Source organism: Paraburkholderia sp. CI3, assembly GCF_050436505.1.
Taxonomy (GTDB): domain Bacteria; phylum Pseudomonadota; class Gammaproteobacteria; order Burkholderiales; family Burkholderiaceae; genus Paraburkholderia; species Paraburkholderia tuberum.
In genome coordinates this window covers 140638-159070 of sequence record NZ_JBNDMI010000004.1, presented here as the reverse complement: position 1 = coordinate 159070, position 18433 = coordinate 140638, and the positions used below count along the sequence as shown (strand labels likewise).

Annotated in this window: 13 protein-coding genes and 3 pseudogenes; 9 read left to right on the top strand and 7 right to left on the bottom strand. The window is 62.2% G+C overall.

Annotated features, from left to right (window positions below; all coding sequences use genetic code 11):
* Window positions 1-117 precede the first annotated feature (117 nt).
* Window positions 118-909 carry an SDR family NAD(P)-dependent oxidoreductase gene (locus tag OKW29_RS22265; protein ID WP_429292650.1) on the bottom strand — a complete coding sequence of 264 codons (792 nt, stop codon included), beginning with the start codon at window positions 907-909 and terminating at the stop codon, window positions 118-120.
* A 516-nt stretch (window positions 910-1425) separates the two neighbouring features.
* On the opposite strand from OKW29_RS22265, the gene OKW29_RS22260 reads away from it, so the two are divergent.
* Complete coding sequence (locus OKW29_RS22260) at window positions 1426-1626, top strand: hypothetical protein (protein ID WP_184044241.1); 201 nt, start codon at window positions 1426-1428, stop codon at window positions 1624-1626.
* Window positions 1627-1898: 272 nt separating this feature from the next.
* Here the strand turns inward: OKW29_RS22260 and OKW29_RS22255 are convergent.
* Window positions 1899-2817 (bottom strand): annotated as a pseudogene (locus tag OKW29_RS22255) (LysR family transcriptional regulator).
* Between the two features lie 129 nt (window positions 2818-2946).
* Between OKW29_RS22255 and OKW29_RS22250 the strand changes: the two are divergent.
* Complete coding sequence (locus OKW29_RS22250; RefSeq protein ID WP_429292649.1) at window positions 2947-3879, top strand: DMT family transporter; 933 nt, start codon at window positions 2947-2949, stop codon at window positions 3877-3879.
* Between the two features lie 159 nt (window positions 3880-4038).
* Here the strand turns inward: OKW29_RS22250 and OKW29_RS22245 are convergent.
* The 3 genes and pseudogenes from OKW29_RS22245 to OKW29_RS22235 form a co-directional block, all read right to left on the bottom strand.
* Window positions 4039-4271 (bottom strand): annotated as a pseudogene (locus OKW29_RS22245) (alpha/beta fold hydrolase); the annotation flags it as partial.
* Between the two features lie 124 nt (window positions 4272-4395).
* Window positions 4396-6810: a filamentous hemagglutinin N-terminal domain-containing protein gene (locus OKW29_RS22240; RefSeq protein ID WP_429292648.1), complete on the bottom strand. Its 2415-nt coding sequence runs from the start codon at window positions 6808-6810 to the stop codon at window positions 4396-4398.
* 538 nt (window positions 6811-7348) lie between these two features.
* Window positions 7349-7994 (bottom strand): annotated as a pseudogene (locus OKW29_RS22235) (hypothetical protein).
* Window positions 7995-8310: 316 nt separating this feature from the next.
* On the opposite strand from OKW29_RS22235, the gene OKW29_RS22230 reads away from it, so the two are divergent.
* Window positions 8311-8637 (top strand): HdeA/HdeB family chaperone, encoded by a 327-nt coding sequence (locus tag OKW29_RS22230; protein ID WP_429292647.1) that lies wholly within the window; start codon window positions 8311-8313, stop codon window positions 8635-8637.
* A gap of 267 nt (window positions 8638-8904) precedes the next feature.
* Here OKW29_RS22230 and OKW29_RS22225 read toward each other — a convergent pair whose 3' ends face one another.
* Window positions 8905-9234, bottom strand: a complete 330-nt coding sequence (locus OKW29_RS22225) for a hypothetical protein (protein ID WP_429292646.1) — start codon at window positions 9232-9234, stop codon at window positions 8905-8907.
* A 721-nt stretch (window positions 9235-9955) separates the two neighbouring features.
* Between OKW29_RS22225 and OKW29_RS22220 the strand changes: the two genes are divergently transcribed.
* Together OKW29_RS22220 and OKW29_RS22215 are read left to right on the top strand one after the other, a co-directional pair.
* Window positions 9956-10321, top strand: a complete 366-nt coding sequence (locus OKW29_RS22220; RefSeq protein ID WP_429292645.1) for a hypothetical protein — start codon at window positions 9956-9958, stop codon at window positions 10319-10321.
* A gap of 1 nt (window position 10322) precedes the next feature.
* Complete coding sequence (locus tag OKW29_RS22215) at window positions 10323-11714, top strand: hypothetical protein (RefSeq protein ID WP_429292644.1); 1392 nt, start codon at window positions 10323-10325, stop codon at window positions 11712-11714.
* 267 nt (window positions 11715-11981) lie between these two features.
* Here the strand turns inward: OKW29_RS22215 and OKW29_RS22210 are convergent, their stop codons facing one another.
* Window positions 11982-13094, bottom strand: a complete 1113-nt coding sequence (locus tag OKW29_RS22210; RefSeq protein WP_429292643.1) for an alpha/beta fold hydrolase — start codon at window positions 13092-13094, stop codon at window positions 11982-11984.
* Window positions 13095-13570: 476 nt separating this feature from the next.
* Here OKW29_RS22210 and glgC point away from each other — a divergent pair, with 476 nt between their 5' ends.
* The 4 genes from glgC (at window position 13571) to OKW29_RS22190 (ending at window position 18166) form a co-directional block, all read left to right on the top strand.
* On the top strand, window positions 13571-14833 hold the full coding sequence (gene glgC, locus OKW29_RS22205; protein WP_429292642.1) for a glucose-1-phosphate adenylyltransferase: 1263 nt from the start codon (window positions 13571-13573) through the stop codon (window positions 14831-14833).
* 130 nt (window positions 14834-14963) lie between these two features.
* Window positions 14964-16424, top strand: coding sequence for a glycogen synthase GlgA (gene glgA, locus OKW29_RS22200; protein WP_429292641.1), 1461 nt, complete (start codon window positions 14964-14966; stop codon window positions 16422-16424).
* A 268-nt stretch (window positions 16425-16692) separates the two neighbouring features.
* Window positions 16693-17559 (top strand): pyridoxal kinase PdxY, encoded by an 867-nt coding sequence (pdxY, locus tag OKW29_RS22195; RefSeq protein WP_184070025.1) that lies wholly within the window; start codon window positions 16693-16695, stop codon window positions 17557-17559.
* A gap of 145 nt (window positions 17560-17704) precedes the next feature.
* A complete protein-coding gene (locus OKW29_RS22190; RefSeq protein ID WP_429292640.1) occupies window positions 17705-18166 on the top strand; it encodes a hypothetical protein in 462 nt (153 codons plus the stop codon).
* The last annotated feature ends 267 nt before the right edge of the window (window positions 18167-18433 follow it).

Sequence of the window (18433 nt, the reverse complement as noted above, 5' to 3'; positions counted from 1 at the left end):
GAACCGATCGGCGGACGCGGCGACGCACGAAAAAAGGGCGGCTCATGGCAAGCCGCGCTTGTCTTTGCACTGAGTTGGGGCCGGTCGTGTGAGAAGCCGGCCCAATGCCTTCGGGGTCTAGAAGGCGCTTTTTATAACGCCCCCGTCGGCCCGCAACGCGGCTCCCGTCGTGGCGGACGAAAGCGGACTGGCGATATAGGCCACGAGCGACGCGATTTCCTGCGGCGAACCAAATCGCTTGATGAGCGAGGTGGGACGGACCTTCTCGAAGAACTCTGTTTCGAACGCTTCAAACGATTTGCCGTCGGCCTTGGCAAGGGTCTCCACGAATTCACCCACTCCCCGCGATTTCGTCGGCCCCGGCAGCACGCTATTGACTGTAATGCCCGTGCCGGCAACGGCTTCGGCGAGCCCCCGCGAGACCGCCAGCTGCGCGGTTTTCGTCATCCCGTAGTGGATCATTTCTGCTGGAATCTGCACCGCGCTTTCGCTCGAAATGAAAATGATGCGCCCCCAGTTGGCCTGCCTCATCGCAGGCAAAAACAGGCGAGCGAGGCGTACCCCACTCAAGACATTGACGTCGAAGAACCGCTGCCAGTCCGCATCGGGAATCTCTTCAAACGGCTTGGGCTCGAAGATGCCCAGGTTGTTGACCAGAATTTCCACGTCCGGATAGCGTCGCGCGAGCTCTTCTGCTGAAGCGGCGGTACTGAGATCGCCCGCAAATCCCTGCACGTCGCTGCCCGTCTGCGCTTTCAGCTGCGCGACCACGTCGTCCACAGATGACTGGGCGCGGCCGTTCACGATCACACGAGCGCCCTCCTGCGCCAACGTGCTGGCGATAGCGAAACCGATGCCGGCTGTGCTGCCGCTCACCAGTGCGAGCTTGCCTGTCAGGTTCAGGTCCATGGGTGATTTCCTTTCAATGGATGAATTAAAAATGGCGACATCGGGTCTTGAACGTCGGATGCCGCCGTGAGGTTCACGTACGTGTAATCGCCGCAGTGCCGGGAAACGCCAGTTGGTGCCAGTGTTCACGCGTCTGCATCGTCTCTGTCTCCCGTCTCTGCGGCGAAAAGTGGCACGAGCACAGATGCCCTGTGCACGGTAATCCGGGGCGCAACGAACACCTTGGCGCGGCGGCTTCCTCGGCGTGTATGTGGGGGAACGCACATGAGTGGCGGGCGCACAGCGAAGCGGGCAGACCTGAAGTACGTGTAGGAGAAGGAAAACAAGGCCATGTCAGCGATTTTCCAACTTCGTTTGGCTAAGTGATGGTGGCGCCCAAACTGGCATCATCGCGATTCACCGGGGGATGCGCGCTCCGCGCAGATCACGCCCGGATGGCATGACATGTGCGTTGTGTGCTGCAAGCAGCCGGCCGCTTAAATGTTTCTACAACCCTCTTGTTCAAGGAGACACATCATGAATACGCTGACCATCGACGACATCCAGAACGCTGCAGAACTTGATCACCAGGAGATGACCAAAATCCAAGGTGGCCGGATGAAACTACCCGGCCAGCACATCGGCTCGATCCTCACGTCCGCTGATGGCGACCCTGTCGGCGTCTATGTCGACGGCGTGCTGCAAAATTCGGTCACCGACGGCTTCTATCACGGCTGACAGCAAAGGAGGCGCGCAGCCCTGCGCGCCTGATGCCGTCGGTGTGGCCAGTGCGTGCGTGACGGCACCCTGGAAGTTCGAATCGAGCCACGCTTTGGCACATGACATCCCTAACTGCAATCCCAGGCCAACACTCGGGACCCCGTACGACCTTGCGACCATATCAGGATCGGGCTATGTCGCGTTGGGATTCGCCTGGAGGCATGCTGCGGTCGTACGACTGCATTGCTGGGTGAAAACCGGTCATTCGTCGCTGCGATTGGTCACCCAGCCTACGTGTCGCGGAGCTGGCTCACCAGGTAATCGATGAGCGCACGTGCTCGAGACGGTAAAAAACGGCTCGACGGATAAAGCAGCCAGACCGGTCCCATATATGTACGGGCCTCGAATTCCCAGTCGGTCAGCACCCGGACAATGTCGCCCCTCGAAATCGCCTGCGCGGCAGCAAAATCGGGCAAGCTCGCAATGCCCAGGCCATGCAGCGCAGCATCCAATCGCGCGCCCGCATCATTGGCGATGTATCGCCCCTTCACTTCGAGCGACTGTGTCTCAGAGTCGCGGCGGAAATGCCATCGATTGTCGTCGACCGTCTCCCCCTAGATACATGCATGCATGCCGAGCGAGGTCGTGCGGCTCGGCCGGTGTCCCCCGTTCCGCGAGATAGGCAGGTGACGCGCATAGAACCCATTTGACCGCTCCAAGTCGCCGGGCAGCAAGGCCCGGCGGAGGCGAACGCGTGAGTCGGATCACCATATCGACATCGTCACGTAGCGGATCGACTTCGTGGTCGGCGAAGACCAGATGGACATCCACGTCGGGCCACATGCGCAGAAATTCGGGAACAAGCGGATGGATGACAGATCTCGCAAATGAAATCGGCGCACTGATGCTGACCTTGCCTCGCGGATCACCCGTCACTTGTCCAGCGACGTCGACGGCGCCCGACGCTGCGCCGACCATATCCCGGCAATACCGGTAGATCTGCGCGCCTGAATCCGTCAAACGGATGCTACGGGTCGAGCGCTCGAGCAACCGCGTGCCAAGCGAATCCTCAAGGCGCTTGATCTGCCGACTGACAGTCGACGGTGTACTGCCCAGTTGCCGCGCTGCAATGGAGAAGTTGCCGGCGTCGACAACCCTCGCGAACGTCGCCATGTCGGGTAGCAACGCAAAGAGTTCATTGGGATTCATCGCGACCCTCGTACCCGCACCAGTCATTTGTGCATGCCAAACATAAAAGATGTTCCGCTTCCCCGGATTATATTTGTCAATGCAATACCCGACAATTTGGGCCGTTCGAATGAAAACAGAAGGTCCGTCGTGTCGAAGCAAAAGAGCGCGTTATGGATATCCGACCTGATGCTGCTTGCGGTCGCGATGGTGTGGGGCACGAGTTATGGGGTCGTGAAAGGCGCGCTCACGATCTATCCCGTGCTCGGTCTGCTGGCGTTGCGCTTCGGACTGACGTTCCTCGTGTTGTCGCCGGCGTTGCGCTCGCTCCGACACGTCAAAGCGTCCGCCTTGCTGGGTGCGCTCGGCTCCAGTGCAATCCTGCTCAGCATCTTTTTGGCCGAGACTTTCGGGATAGCGCACACACGCGCGTCGAATGCGGCGTTCCTTATCAGTCTGTGTGTCGCGCTTACGCCGCTGGTCGAATGGGTGTTGCTACGACGAAAGCCGTCGAGTGGCGAATGGATCGCCGTGGGCCTGTCGCTGACGGGCGCCGCGTTCGTGAACGGAGGCGTGATCATTCCGACCGCGGGCGACGCGCTGATTCTTCTTGCGGCGTTACTGCGTGCGCTGATGGTGTGCGTGACCACGCGTGTGATGCGCGAATCGGAACTTGCTGCGCTGTCGGTGACGGCGGTCCAGGCAGGCGTCGTTGCATTGGGCAGTGTCCTGGCGGCGTTCGTGTTGCCGTCACGACATTGGGATGCGCTGCCGTCGCTCAGCGGGCACGGTGACTTCTGGGCGAGCATCGCTTACCTCGTGCTCGCCTGTACGTTGTTCGCTTTCTTCGCACAGAACTTTGCCGTCAAGCGCAGCAACCCAACGCGCGTCGCTTTGCTGATGGGAAGCGAGCCCGCGTTCGGTGCGCTATTCGCATACGTATGGCTCGGTGAGCATCTTTCTGGCTGGGCATGGTTTGGCGGAGGTCTGATGGTACTTGCATCGGTGCTGGCGGCGGTTCCGTTTAAAAGGGACGCCAACGCGGCGCTTGAAATGCATCCCGCCACCTCGGTCGACGGTTAGCCTGTCTTCAGGTCGCAAGCAGCTCCTGGCCGACTAGAGCCTGTCCGCAAGCGTCCTCCGTGAAAATCCGCGAAGAGCCATAAAGTAGCTACCAGGACGTTTCGCCTGGCGGTGAACGACGCAGGAGTACGGTAGCGGGACAGAAAGCCGTTTGAACGCTCAACGATTGGTCGGCACCGCCGCGGGTCCATCGAGCAGTGCCTGATGAAACGCGTCCGGGTCCCGCATCTGCGGCGCGTGCCCGAGCCCCGCGAACTCGACCAGCGTCGCATGGGGAATCGCCTTCGCGGCCGCGGCCCAATTCGGGGTAATGTCCGAGCTTCGCGCGCACCTCGGGCGGCGAGGCGTCCCTTGCCGATCGCCGTCGTGTCCTTCTGGCCGATCATCAGGAGCGCCGAAATGGTTGTTCGCGAATCTCCCGCCGGTCGGCAGTCGTGGGGCGGCGGCTGGTTGACCCGCTACCGCCACAATGAAACAGGATGACTGTTCGCTGATGGTTGTGGATATCAGTCGGTCTCATTGCGCCAGTTGCCACTGCAATATCGGATGCGTCGCTCCAACGGGCATCGCCCAAACGCCGCCTGGGCCGAAGTCGTATGTCGGACCGAAACTGGACGGCGTGCTCATCTGCATAGTAGTCAAGCCTTTAGCGTCCCCTAGTGTCGCGCCTGGGAGCGTGGTGCGGACGCCAACTGTCGCGCCTGTCGTTTGCGTATCCCAGTAGACATCGTTGGTGATGGTCCCCGGGGAAGACGCGATGTAATTTGCGTTGTAATCCGCGATGCCGCCCGGCCCCCCCGCAGGTCCGGATGGCTGGTCAATCTTGCCGGTTGCGAACGACTGACTGATCGTGCCTGAAGTCCCGCCAACTAACCCACCCCCGCACGCATTGACGGTGTCACATTGCGGCTGCACATGAACTGTTCCAGTCGCATAAGACTCTGTGATAACGCCAAAATTGTAGCCGACCAGACCGCCCGCTCCCTGGTAATGGGTCGAGGTGACATCGCCCGATGCGAACGATTCTCGGATTACTCCGAAACCGTTAGTCCCGACCAGGCCTCCCGCGGCGTAATAGGATGAAACGTCGGCGGTGCTGGACGAACGCGTGATCGTGCCGCCGTTCAAGCCCACAAGTCCGCCAGTTGAAACAGGACCGATGCCAGTTGAAAGAGGACCGCTTGAAGTAACACTGCCGCTTGAGTGCACGGATGCGATCGTACCGTAGTTCGTGTCTGCGAGAAGGCCCGCCCAGGTGGCAGACTCGGGGAAGTTGGCGGCACTGCCCTCAATGTTGAGGTTCCGAACGACGCCCGAGTAGCCGATGTCCCCGAGAAGCGATCCAGATAACCAAAGATGCGAAATCGTGTGTCCCATGCCATCGAACTGGCCCGAGAACGAAGCCACGGCCGGACTGAATTCACCGGGCGGGGGCGTGGCGTCGATGTCCCTGCCGAGCGCGTAGTTGCCTGAGGGGCTGAGTCCAACTGCGCCCAGATCGGAGACGGTATTCACCAGCGCATAGGCGGTAACTTGCGTCACCAGACCACTGTCTGGAGGGGCAGACCAGGTGTTGTTTGAGAGAATGTTTCCGGGTAAGTATCCACCGGTTATGTCATGCAATGCCCTCACGATGCCCGTGCTGCGCGACCAGTCGATCGTGCCGTTGTTGATGACGCTGTCGCCATTGTCGATGCCGGCTGCGTCGGCGCGCAACGTCAGGTTGCCCGCACCGGAGTTGGCGATGGTCGTGCCCGTCGCCACCGACACGTCGTGGTACGCGGCAAGCGTGAGCGAAGCCGGACCGCTCCAGCTCAGGCTCGAAGCAATGCCCAGGTCGCCCGTTGCGCCGTTCGCGCCTGTGGTCGTGACATCGATCGACGTGCCCGCGTTCAGGCTGCGCTGCAAGGCGCGCGCGGCGGCGTCATCGATCGTGAAAGCCGGCGTCAGAAGGTTCCATTGGCCCGTGTGAACGGCTGCATGCCTGCCGAATGCGAGTTGCGCCGCTTGTGTGTCGACCGTTCCGCCGCTGCCATCCGCGTTGCTCGCGGAGATCTTGCCGAGTTGACTCACACGACCGCCATCGGCGACGAGCCACACGTGGCCGTCACGATCCGCCGTGCCCGTCGCGCGGATGCGCGTGCCGCCGCCAGCAAACGCATAGACGTTCCCATCGGCGGCCTGCAGGCTGACCTGCGCAGCGTTAATGCGCCCTTTGTTGACCACGGTGCCCTGACTGCCCAACTGCACGAATACCTGTCTGCTGCTGCCCGAGTCCTGCAGCAGCACCTGCTCGCCCGTGGCCAGTTCCGCCGTGCCATTGGGTGCCGCCACGGTCCCGGCGTTGATGACGGCACGCCGCGCGATCAGGAACACATCGCCGCTGCTCGAACTGATCTTGCCGAGGTTGATCACGCTTGCGTTCGGGTCGCCCGACAACGTGAGGGAACCACCACCCTGCATGAACGCGTCGTTGCAGACATCGAGCGTTGACGCGACGAAACGGCCTCCCGTGCTGATCACGCCCGATGGCCCCACAACGATGCCTTGCGGATTGATCACATACAGGCTGCCCGTCGCACTGAGCCGGCCGAAGATGGCGGACGGCGAGCCGCCCGTCACGCGGTTCAGCGTCGCGCCCGAGCCGTTGTCGAACGTCACGCTGTTGTTCCTGCCGATCGAAAAACTGTTCCACTCGATCACGCCGCGCGTCGAACCCGGTTGCGTGATCACGAGGCCGTTGGCCTGGCTTGCTATCGCGCCGGCGCCGGCCACGTAGGTGCCGCCTTGTGGAAGTTTGCCTGCTGCGAGCGCCGCATGGGCAAAGGACAGTCCGGTGAGCGCGCCGCCGATGACGAGCCACCGGCGTCCGGCTGACTGCCGACGACGCAGTGCGCGTCGCGCGGGCCGAGGTAGTTCTGGACGTGACATACACCCCCCTTTCCGCGTGGGGTGCGGAATGGCTGCCGACGACCCGCAGAGCCGACCGGAAACGCAATAGTCGTAGCGTCTGAAGAATAGCCGCTGGCGTCGCCGACGCATGCCGATATCTCTGCGTTTTGCGCCTTCTTCGCCTTTTATTCTGTGCGCTTGTGGCCGCCTGGCGTGTACCGGCATCTGCGGATGCTTTTACGAAATCAACGCGAAACTGCGCCACGACGCGACTGGGTTCTGCCAGTCGCCTGTGACACCTGCTGTGGACAGCCTATGGCGACGGACGATACCGGCGCTCGTGTCCCAAAGGCCAGGGACCGTTTGCAATGCGGAGCCGACGTCTGAACGTCTGTCTAACGGGAGGGGCGAATGACGCTTGATGGCCGCGTGCTGCCCGATGCGTTTTGGCTCATGCCGACCCCTTGCAGACCTTCGGGTCTTCGTGCCCCCAACGTCCCGTTCTAAAAGTCCAGCCGCCATTCGTTGACGCCTGGCGCCTTTCAAAGTCTGCCGCTCTGCCGCGAGCGCCCGTGGATTATCGGCTTAGGGCGGCCTGGGCCCGTTGCAGCCACTCGCTGTTATGATCACGGGCGTGGCATGGCCAATGCTTGGCATCGTGCACGAAAAGTTCGCGCGCACGCTGGCGGTCGGCATCGTCGGGCTGCGCCGTTAGCCAATCGGCGTACAGGCGACGGGGTGCAGCGTCGCTTGCGCTGGTGAGCGCCGTCTCGACCGCGGCGCGCGTGCCTGGTGCGCAAATCGTGGCCAAAGCCGTGCATACAGCAAGGCAGGCTCGGGTTGCTGGCGGCCGAGGGGATGAACGGCGAACGGTTTTTCCAGCGTGTCTGCGTGGCCGAAGCATTGCCGTTGGCAAACTGCGCGCGCGCCAGCCCTTGGAGTACAGCCGGATTCGATGAGAACGGCCCATTGGCCGCCGATCGGTAATGCTCCAGGGCTTCGGCGGCATTTCCGGCATCGAGCAGCGCGGCACCCAGCCGCATGCGATGCGCGACGGTCGGCGCGCGATCGAATTCCGTGCGCGCCTCGCGCACCGCTCGGTTGGGATCGACAAGCTGCGAGATGGCCCTCGTTGCCGCCCTCGCACCACGCGACTGCCGCAGAGTGGGCAAGTAAATGACAAAGAAGTAGACCAAACTGCCAAGGCCAGGGAAAAGAAACATTTGGCGCGCGTCTGACGCCGACTGCTGGGACGTGGGCGGCGGTATCGCTCTTCGCGTTCGTTACAAGAGGCGGGCAATTTCGGGGGAGGCCACGCCGAACCGACGCCGCCTAGGTTCTGAGTCAAGTTGGCGCGATATATACCAAAGTCCAATTGCCTTCACTCCCGACGGCGTCGATACTGCTTGAAGGAAATTCCGCACGCTGCACGCAGACCTTGCGGAATCGCCGAATCGGTCAGTTCCCTTGTTCTTTCCGAGGGTCATCAATAGCGGGTGGCCTTTTTTGCCGTCCCCCGCATGAGTCTGGGAGTGTTACATGAAGCGCTTTGTGACTGCCACCTGTCTTCTGGGAGCCGTTATCGTGATGCCGGCATGGGCGCAAGCCCCGACAAAAATGAATCCGCTGAAAATGAAATGCGAGGACTTCGTGGCGGTAGATGAAGCTTACCGACCCGCTGTCGTCTACTACGTGGCGGGAGTGGACAAGCTCGGCGTAACGGAAACTGACACGATGGTGGAGGATACTGCGACACCAATCGGCGCGCTTGTTGCCGAGTGCCAGAAGTCGCCGAAGGCGTCGTTTCGTACGAAGGTCCGGCAGATGTACAAGAGCGGTCAACTCGCGCTCTTCGACCATCACTGAGCGGGCCGGTCGGGTCCATGTCAGTGCACGTGAGAGGACGAGGCGGCCGCGCGGACTGCGGATGCCACGCGGTTGCGTGGACGAGGTCGGCGCGCGAACGGCCGCTTGCTGGTGCAAAATGCTCACCCGAAAGTCTGCCTGGCGATACAGGCGACCGGCGCTTCCTGGGCGGTACTGACCGTTCTACAGGTGATTCTGCGGCGTATCTCGCCGTTGAAAACATTATCTGAGGGACGCAGCTACTACAGCGTCAAGGCGTGCGAGTCTTCAGTGCGACTTTTCCGCCTTTTTCCCCTCGTCTGCTGTACGTAATGCTGCGTTAGCTGTGACCAGCAGTTTCGCATCGTGGTCTTGGACTGCAGCGTCAACCGTGTCGAACGCTTTCTTCAGATCCTTTTGTGCCAGCTTTGTCGCGCTTCCATTTTCCAAAATGGTTTCGGCTTCCTTTCTCAGGCGGTTAACTAGTTTCGCGGCGCATCTGGTGTCGAGCGTCCCATTGACGACGAACTCACTGATGTAAATCGCCAGCGCGGCCAGCGTCGCAGCGGTCGACTCATTCGCGCCGCTCTTACCGCTCGTTTCGGACTTCTTGCTCATCAGGACTCTCCCGTTAGGACACACTTCCGCAATGCAGGACCGACGCTATGCTCACAGTCGGTGTCGCATGAAATGGTGACAGATTTCGAGCGAAAATAAGACGATTTTTTTTGGATGAAGAGGCGCTGTCATATCGCAACGTTCGGATATCGGTCGATTGTTGCCGCGCGGGACTATGGGCGCGGTACCGCGGGGTGAATTTTGGTTTGCTACAGAATTGCTACTGCTGGAGTGAGCGGCTATATCTGGCGGGCCTTGGGTTTGTCATTCCACCCTCTGAACTATCGCCCACGTGAAGGGGCAAAGCAACTTTGAAGGTCCCAGTTCGACCCGGAACGGTCACTCAAGCCCGCGAAACCGCTACGACCGTTTCGAAGACAGCCGCCGCCCTTCCTGGCTAGCCAAAACTTGCACATTTGGCGGTTATCGCGCAGCCACACACTTTTGTTCCTCTGTAACGTCAGTTGCGTTCGCTTGATGAGTGCCCACCACGGCAAGTTCGGCTACCAGTTCGCGGCCGACCGCGTGGCAGGCTCATTGAGAGTGCGAAGGTGCCCTACCCAAGGCGCAGCCAACGTTTGACTGTCCCTGCGGCACCGCGAACCAAGGGCTGCTTATGACGCCGGAGGAAGCTCCTCTTGACGGGAACGCGCCGCAGAGGCGAGTATCACGTCTACGACTGCATCACCGGGAACGGTACCGTGGTTCGCCTACGGAGGAGATGATGGCTGCAACTCGGAAGATCCAGATCAGAATCGTAGGCGCTCCCGAACTCATTAACCCGCTCGCGGAGGAGTTGCGCAAGCATCCAGATGACGTGACCGTCAATTCCGCGCAGAAGGTTGACGGTCCGCGCGGCTTCGAATTTGGATTGATCGAGGCCGCGGCTATCTCCGCCATCGTATCGTCGGGATTCGCAGTTGGAAACTTCTCCCTCACGTTGCTGAACTTCTTGCGCAATGCGCCGGATCAGAAGAAGAAAATTAGAGTGGTGACCTCAGAAGGTGAAGTCGAGATTCGTTGGCGCGCCGATCTGACCGAGGATCAGGTCAAGAAACTGATCGAATCGGTTGCCAAGCCAGACTAGCATGACGCTGCCATTCCTTCAGGCAGACTACGGCGCATTTGACACAAAGTTTCTCGGTGTCTGTCTGCGGTTCCATTCGGACGCGCCCGACTCATTTGAAAAGCTTTTAGCGCTTGTCACGGGCGAACCCTCGGCCCACGCGAATTTCGATCACGAAAGTCTCCACGATCTTGCAGTCGCGAGCGTGCTTGATCACGAGTTTCGGCATCTGCACGACTTTGTGCTGTCGACGCACGGGAACAAGATCTTCCGCCTACGCCTCGCGGCTTTCTTCAACGGCATGCAAAGTATCGGGGCAGGGTTTAGCGTGCTGCCTGTACCAACACCGCTTCTGCGCTGGTCTCGGTTGACGGAGGAGGAGCGGCGCTCACAAGAGCAACTATGGGCGCAACAAGTATTGCCGCTCGATCGCCTAGATGCGGCCGCGCTTGCGCAAGCCGCAAAAAACTATGCGCAGATCCGCAGGTGCATGGTCGCGGAGTCTGAGATCCAACCGGTTGACTTGTACGAGGCGTCGGCCGTGCTTGCGCAAGTCTTCGCGATCGACCGTATCGCCGGGAAGAAGAGCGCGTTAATGTTCCTTAAAGAGATCGTTAATGGTAGCGCCCCGTCGCGGTATGTACGGGTATTGCGCTCGCTCTTCACGCTCTGGCGCGAGCTCGGCCGCGATGCCGATGCCCATGAGTTTGCTGCTGTGGTTAGTTGGTCGCTGCTTGGGACCTTTGGCAAGCAACCTGATGATGACCCTCCGACGCAGCGCTTCTTTCGGCTGCTTGAGCACCTTACGCGCGAGCAAGCCTGCGACTTCGGCTGCGGGCTCAAGGATCTCTATGCCGGGTGGGATGCGGCTCTCGGTTACGTGTCGATTGAGGAAGCCATACGCGAGAATGGGGCGGCGAACGAGGAATTCGCCCGGTGGTTTGATAGTGTACCGCCAGACTCCGGCGACACGCTCTTTCGCGCAATCACAGAAACCTGTCGTGAAGGCATCCAGACTCTGATCGCGGCAAATAACGCAGTGGCCTCTGTATATCTTGCGAACCCGGATTCGTACGTGTATCCAGACGCGTACATCGACAGCGGCCGAAATCTTCTCGCGCCGGTTCGAGTTGACTTCCTCGACATGGGTTATCGCTCCGATGCGCTGCGAGGCTGCGGTTTTGAGGTCGACGTTGAGATCCTCGATAGTCAGAGTCGTGAGCAAGTCGCGTTGACAGCCACGTTGCATCCCAACGGACCCAATGCGATCGACGGGCGGGTCGCCAGCCGCGTTGCGATCCAACTCATGGTATCCGACTACCTGTTTTCTGATTTGAGTCGGGACGATTGGGACTTCCGGCTTGCTCGGCAGAAACTTCGCGAAATCGGCGTCGCAACGCTTGAGTTGTTGTGACGGGAAAAGGGAGCGAAGCGCTTACGACCTGACGAAGCGCGGTCCGAAACGCAATTCGCCCTTTGAAGGACCGTTTTGTGGTCTCGACAGGACACCGGAACTTCAAAGCAAGTCATGTATTGAATGACGCGTCATGGCCGACTACCGCCTATCCGCAGCCGGCCCTCTCCGCAACACCGCGACGGACCGCAAAATAGCCCCAGGCAGCTTCGCTTAACGGCGAGCGACGCAGGACTATGACTGCGGGACAGAAACCCACGTGATCGATCAACGGTTTTCCGGCGCCGCTGTCAGCCCCTCCAACAGCGCCTTATGAAACGCCTGCGGGTCCTGCATCTGCGGCGCGTGACCGAGCCCCGCGAACTCGACCAGCGTCGCATGGGGAATCGCCTTCGCGGCCGCGCGGCCCAATTCGGGGTAATGGCCGAGCTTCGCGCGCACCTCGGGCGGCGCTGCATCCTTGCCGATCGCGGTCGTGTCCTTCTGACCGATCAGCAGCAGCGTCGGCATGCTGAGCTGGCCGAGCTCATAAAAAACCGGCTGGGTGTAAATCATGTCGTAGAGCAGCGCGGAATTCCACGCGACGATCTGCTTGCCCGGCCCACGATACATGCCCGCGAGCATCTGCACCCACGGTTCGTAGTCCGCGCGCCATTGCCCCGCGTAATAGGTCGCCTGCTCGTAGCGGCGGATGCCGTCGGCGGTGGTCTTCAGCTCCCGCTGATACCACTGGTCGACCGACAGCGACGGCACGCCCTTCGCCTTCCAGTCCTCGAGTCCGATGGGGTTCACGAGCACCAGTTGCTGTGTTTCGCGCGGATACATCAGCGCATAGCGGACGGCGAGCATGCCGCCCGTCGAATGGCCAACCACCGTCACCTCGCTGACGCCGAGCGAATCGAGCAGCGCATGCGTATTGCGCGCGAGTTGCTGGAAGCTGTACTGGTAATGCTCGGGCTTGCTCGATTTGCAAAAGCCGATCTGGTCCGGTGCGATCACGCGATAGCCGGCATCGCTCAGCCGGCGAATCGTCGCGTCCCACGTCGCCGAGCAGAAATTCTTGCCGTGCAGCAACACCACGGTGCGGCCGTTCGCATGCGCGGGCTTCACGTCCATGTAGGCCATCTGCAAAGGCACGCCCTGCGAGGTGAATTCGAAGCGTTCGACCGGCGCCGGGTAGCTGAAGCCCTGCAGCTCCGGACCGTAGGCCGGGCCGGAATCGTCGAGCGAAGACGCGGCCGCGGCGCTCGCGACGGCCGGGCTCGCCTCGCTGACCGGCACGCCCGCCGGCGTGGCGGCCTCCGCGACGGACGCCGCGCACAACATGGCGCAGGCGCAGACACTCGACAGGGCAAGCAGGAATGGGCGGTGAAGATTCATCGGGATGCTCTGCAAAAAACGCAATAGGGATGCACGAGGCAGGAAGCGCACGATTCTACGATGCGCCGCCGAACTCCGCCGCCAGTCGCGCACTGCAGGCACGGCACACGGCCGCGGCGAGATGGCATGCATATTGCGCCTTCTGGGCTCAAGCATCGTCCGGACACCACCTCGTGGCCAATGTGTTGCGCCGCACCGAAAAGCGCGCCGTAACAGGCGATCGTTTGAGGATGGTCCGCCACGCGGCCCCCGCAATAAAGATTATTCGCTCGCGTCCAATCGGTGCTAGAACTGACTGACGGACCCGCGAAAACAGGCAGCGAAGAACGGCAATGCGGCACGACTGCCAGGCAGCCCGAATCATCAGCGCAGAGGAAGCGACCAGATCATCCCCGGGGGTATATCAATCAAGCAACCATCTTGCATGCGGTCGGAGCGAGTGCTGAAGGGCTCACGCCGATCGACAGGAGACAAATATGAATACTCCGGCACGGCTGAACGACTTACAGCGCACTACCCTCGCGATCGTCCTCGCCGGCGGACGCGGTACCCGGCTCGGACCGCTCACGAACAAGCGCGTGAAGCCGGCGGTGCACTTCGGCGGCAAATACCGGATCATCGACTTCGCGCTGTCCAATTGCCTGAATTCCGGCATCCGCCGCATCGCGGTGGTCACGCAGTACAAGGCGCATTCGCTGCTGCGGCATCTGCAGCGCGGCTGGAGCTTCCTGCGCGGCGAGATGGGCGAGTTCATCGACCTGTGGCCCGCGCAGCAGCGCGTCGAAGGCGCGCACTGGTATCGCGGCACCGCCGACGCGGTGTTCCAGAACCTCGACATCATCCGCTCGATCCGCCCGAAGTACGTAGTCGTGCTCGCGGGCGACCACATCTACAAGATGGACTACACGCGCATGATCGCCGATCACGCGGACAGCGGCGCCGACTGCACGGTCGGCTGCATCGAGGTGCCGCGCATGGAAGCGGTCGCGTTCGGCGTGATGGCCGTCGACGAAAATCGTCGCGTGACCGGCTTCGTCGAAAAACCGGCCGACCCGCCTGCGATACCCGGTCGCCCCGACACGGCGCTCGCGAGCATGGGCATCTACGTGTTCAGCGCCGACTACCTGTACACCCAGCTCGAAGAGAACATCGCCGCGATCGATACCGATCACGACTTCGGCAAGGACATCCTGCCGCGCGTCGTCACGCAGGGCGTGGCGATCGCGCATCCGTTCAGCATGTCGTGCGTGTCGTCGGACCCGAGCGTCGAGCCGTACTGGCGCGACGTCGGCACGATCGACGCATACTGGGCCGCGAACCTCGACCTCGCGTCGACGATACCGACGCTCGACCTGTACGACGAGTCATGGCCGATCTGGACATACCAGGAGCAGCTGCCGCCCGCGAAGTTCGTACGCGACATGAAGGGGCTGCAGGGCTCGGGAACCAATCTGATCGTCTGCGGCGGCTGCGTGATCTCGGGCTCGCAGATTTCGCGCTCGGTGCTGTCATCGAACGTGAAAGTGAGTTCGTTCTGTAATATCAATGAGGCAGTGTTATTGCCGCAGGTCACGGTCGGCGCGAGTTGCCGCCTGCAGAAGGTCGTGATCGACCGTGGCTGCACGATTCCGGAAGGCACGGTGATCGGCGAAGACCCGGCGCGCGACGCCGAGCGCTTCTATCGCACCGACGAAGGCGTCGTGCTGGTCACGCAGGAGGCGTTGCGCGAGCATCCGTAGTAGCGCGCCCGCCGCCTGCCCGCGCCGGCGGCCACGCGCCGCCGGCCAGGCGTCACCCGGCTTCGCCCGAACCACCGCTGACTATTTGCCGACCCCGAGCAACCCTGCCACCCCGACAGAGACCCGGCCTATGACGATTCGCGCCCTGCACGTCGCAAGCGAGCTGTATCCCCTCCTCAAAACGGGCGGTCTCGCCGACGTCGCGGGCGCGTTGCCGTCCGCGTTGATCGAGCGCGGCGCCGACGTGCGCGTGCTGCTGCCGGGCTTTCCGGCCGTGCTCGCCGGCCTGCGCGATCTGCAGCCGGTCGCGCAACTGGGCAGCCGCTTCGGCGCGCCGAACGTGACGCTCGAACGCGGCACGCTGCCCACCAACGGGCTCGCCGTCTACGTGATCCGCGCCGCGTCGCTGTACGATCGCCCCGGCAACCCGTATCTGAACGACGAACACGTGCCGTACGGCGACAACGCGCAGCGCTTCGCGCTGCTCGGCTGGGTCGCCGCGCAACTCGCGCAGCAAACGGACCCGACGTGGTCGCCGCAGATCGTCCACGCGCACGACTGGCACGCGGGGCTCGCGCCCGCCTACCTGAAGGCCGCCGAACGCGAGCACGGCCGCGCGCCCGCGCGCAGCGTGTTCACGATCCACAACCTCGCCTACCAGGGGATTTTTCCCGCGCATCAGTTCGGCCTGCTCGGCCTGCCGCACGATTTCTTCAACATGCACGGCGTCGAGTTTTATGGTCAGCTGTCGTTCCTGAAGGCGGGGCTCTACTACGCCGAGCGCATCACGACCGTCAGCCCGACCTATGCGCGCGAAATCCAGACGCTCGCGCACGGCGGCGGGCTCGATGCACTGTTGCGCCATCGTGCACACGATCTGAGCGGCATCCTGAACGGCGTCGACTACACGGTGTGGAATCCCGCCACCGATACGCTGCTCGCGACGCACTACAGCGCGTCGAGACTGGCGGGCAAGCTCGCCTGCAAGGAAGCGCTGCAAAAGCGCTTCGGCCTCGCGCAGAGAAGCGACGCGCTGCTGTTCGGCGTGGTGAGCCGGCTGACCGAGCAGAAAGGCCTCGATCTGCTGCTCGGCGCGGTGCCCGAGATCGTCAAGCGCGGCGGGCAACTGGTCGTGTTCGGCACCGGCGATCCGGCGCTCGAGAATGGCCTCAGGATGGTCGCGCAGGCGCATCCGGAATCGGTCGCGGTCGAGCTCGGCTTCGACGAAACCCTCGCGCACACGATCATCGCCGGCAGCGACGTGGTCGCGGTGCCGTCGCGCTTCGAGCCGTGCGGGCTCACCCAGCTCTATGCGCTCGCCTACGGGTCGCTGCCGCTCGTGCACTGCATCGGCGGTCTCGCGGATACGGTCGCCGACGCATCGCTCGAAAACCTCGCCGACGATTTCGCCACCGGCTTCGTGTTCGAACGCTTCGATCCGAAGGGACTCGCCTCGGCGATCCGGCGCGCGTTCGCGCTGTACGGACGCCGCACCGAATGGAAGGCCACGCAGCGGCGCGCGATGCGCCAGGACTTCGGCTGGGGCGCGTCGGCCGAGCGCTATCTGGCCTTGTATCGCGAGCTCGTCTGAAGCATCCGCCGCACGCTGAACTGTCAGGTTTCGTTAATCTTCACGCGCGTTTGATGGTTCGGCGCAACAGCACGGGGACGGATCAACTCGCGGCTGTCATACTCCTGTATCGTTTGCTGGCTTGCCGGCCATGCAGTTCGTGCACTTTTCCTGCACCATCTGTATCAGGCATGTCTGCCGCACGGCGCCCGGGCCATCGGCCCGCCCGCGCGAGCCTCCCCTTCGAGTGTTTTGCTGACCGCGCATGACCGGTTGCGCGAGCCTTACCATGACGAAAAACGTTCTGAGCATCCAGTCCCATGTCGTGTTCGGTCACGCCGGCAACAGCGCGGCCGTGTTTCCGATGTGCCGGCTCGGCGTCAACGTGTGGCCGCTCAACACCGTGCAGCTCTCGAATCACACGCAATACGGGCATTGGAGCGGCAGCGCGATCGACGCATCGCAGATGGAAGATCTCGTCGACAGCATCGGCGCGATCGGCATGCTGCCGCGCTGCGACGCAGTGCTCTCCGGCTATCTCGGCACGAAGGAACAGGCGCAGGCGGTGATTGACATCGTCAAGGCCGTGAAGGCGGCCAATCCCCGCGCCTGGTACTTTTGCGATCCGGTGATGGGCGCCACGGGCGGCTACAAGGTCGAGCCCGGCATCCAGGAATTCCTCGTGAAAGAAATGCCGCAAGTCGCCGACGGGATCGCGCCGAATCACATCGAATTGCAGCGCCTCGTCGGTCGCGAGATCGAGACGTTCGAGGAAGCCGTCACCGCGTGCCGCGAGTTGCTCGCGCGAGGGCCGAAGCTCGTGCTCGTCAAGCATCTGCTCGATCGCAACAGCCCCGCCGACCGCTTCAACATGCTCGTCGTCACCGAACGCGAAGCTTGGATGGGACAGCGTCCGCTCTATCCGTTCGCGCGCCAGCCGGTCGGCGTCGGCGATCTGACGAGCGCGGTCTTCGTCGCGCGCACGCTGCTCGGCGATTCGATCCGCTCGGCCTTCGAGCACACGCTCGCCGCGGTCAACGCGGTCGTCAAGGCGACCTGGCAGGCCGGACGCTATGAACTCGAACTGGTGGCGATGCAAAACGAAATCGCCCAGCCGCGCGAGTGGTTCGATGCGTGGGTCGCGGAAACGGCTTAGATAACTTAGGCACGTCGCTCGTTGCCGAGCGCCCTCGCCAACACCCTGCTGGCGGCCGTCCTATAATGCGTGCCGCGTGGACCAGGGCTTGCGCCCTCGCGCCACGGCATTTTCAGCATCCGGCATTCAGCAGACGAGGCATTCGATGGACGGTTATATCCGCAGCGAGCGGGAAGAATTTTTTGAGCAGTTGTGCATCAGCGTCGACGCGGACGAAGCGCACGAACAGGAAGCGATCGAGTTCTTCGAGAACCAGTTCGACCAGCCCGACTTCGATCCCGCGCAATGGCTCGATATCGCGCTCTACTACTCGGCCGCCGTCGCGCGCGGCATCGTCGAGATGGTGACGGCCGACGACAAGGCACGCAGCAACATCGCCGAAATCATCGCCGACAATCTCGACATCTCGTACGGCGAGGACGAGTGCCAGCAGTTCGCCGAGACGATCGAATTCGCGCTGAACAACGGCGTGCCGGTCGATCTCGACGTGGTGCTCGACGGCTGCCAGCGCGCGATCGACGACCTCGACACGTGGGCCGACGAAGACACGAAAGCGCCGCTTTTGCGTCTGCGTGAAGAGCTGCTGCGCCAGCAAGGCGAGCGCTAGGCGAAAGGCCCGAATCTCCTCCGACAACGCAACACCGCAACACCGGCCGGCGCGCTCGCGCCGGCTTTTTAAGCATATGCCGTAATCCGCAGCTCAGGCGGACCTTCGCACGGCAAGCCAGCTTGCATGCCTCACGCACGCTCCATGTGCACCACATGCACCTGTTGCGGCCTATGCCGAAATGCTCATCCAAAACGCCACGAATTGCCAAGACGACGGCAATTTGGCTTTCTATATTCGCCCCAGATTGACGTCGCGAACACGCTG

What these genes read in the sequence shown, in the direction of transcription:
- OKW29_RS22265 (WP_429292650.1), bottom strand. Translation starts at nt 909, where the DNA reads ATGGACCTGAACCTGACAGGCAAGCTCGCACTGGTGAGCGGCAGCACA.
- OKW29_RS22260 (WP_184044241.1), top strand. Translation starts at nt 1,426, where the DNA reads ATGAATACGCTGACCATCGACGACATCCAGAACGCTGCAGAACTTGAT.
- OKW29_RS22240 (WP_429292648.1), bottom strand. Translation starts at nt 6,810, where the DNA reads ATGTCACGTCCAGAACTACCTCGGCCCGCGCGACGCGCACTGCGTCGT.
- OKW29_RS22230 (WP_429292647.1), top strand. Translation starts at nt 8,311, where the DNA reads ATGAAGCGCTTTGTGACTGCCACCTGTCTTCTGGGAGCCGTTATCGTG.
- OKW29_RS22225 (WP_429292646.1), bottom strand. Translation starts at nt 9,234, where the DNA reads ATGAGCAAGAAGTCCGAAACGAGCGGTAAGAGCGGCGCGAATGAGTCG.
- OKW29_RS22220 (WP_429292645.1), top strand. Translation starts at nt 9,956, where the DNA reads ATGATGGCTGCAACTCGGAAGATCCAGATCAGAATCGTAGGCGCTCCC.
- OKW29_RS22215 (WP_429292644.1), top strand. Translation starts at nt 10,323, where the DNA reads ATGACGCTGCCATTCCTTCAGGCAGACTACGGCGCATTTGACACAAAG.
- OKW29_RS22210 (WP_429292643.1), bottom strand. Translation starts at nt 13,094, where the DNA reads ATGAATCTTCACCGCCCATTCCTGCTTGCCCTGTCGAGTGTCTGCGCC.
- glgC (WP_429292642.1), top strand. Translation starts at nt 13,571, where the DNA reads ATGAATACTCCGGCACGGCTGAACGACTTACAGCGCACTACCCTCGCG.
- glgA (WP_429292641.1), top strand. Translation starts at nt 14,964, where the DNA reads ATGACGATTCGCGCCCTGCACGTCGCAAGCGAGCTGTATCCCCTCCTC.
- pdxY (WP_184070025.1), top strand. Translation starts at nt 16,693, where the DNA reads ATGACGAAAAACGTTCTGAGCATCCAGTCCCATGTCGTGTTCGGTCAC.
- OKW29_RS22190 (WP_429292640.1), top strand. Translation starts at nt 17,705, where the DNA reads ATGGACGGTTATATCCGCAGCGAGCGGGAAGAATTTTTTGAGCAGTTG.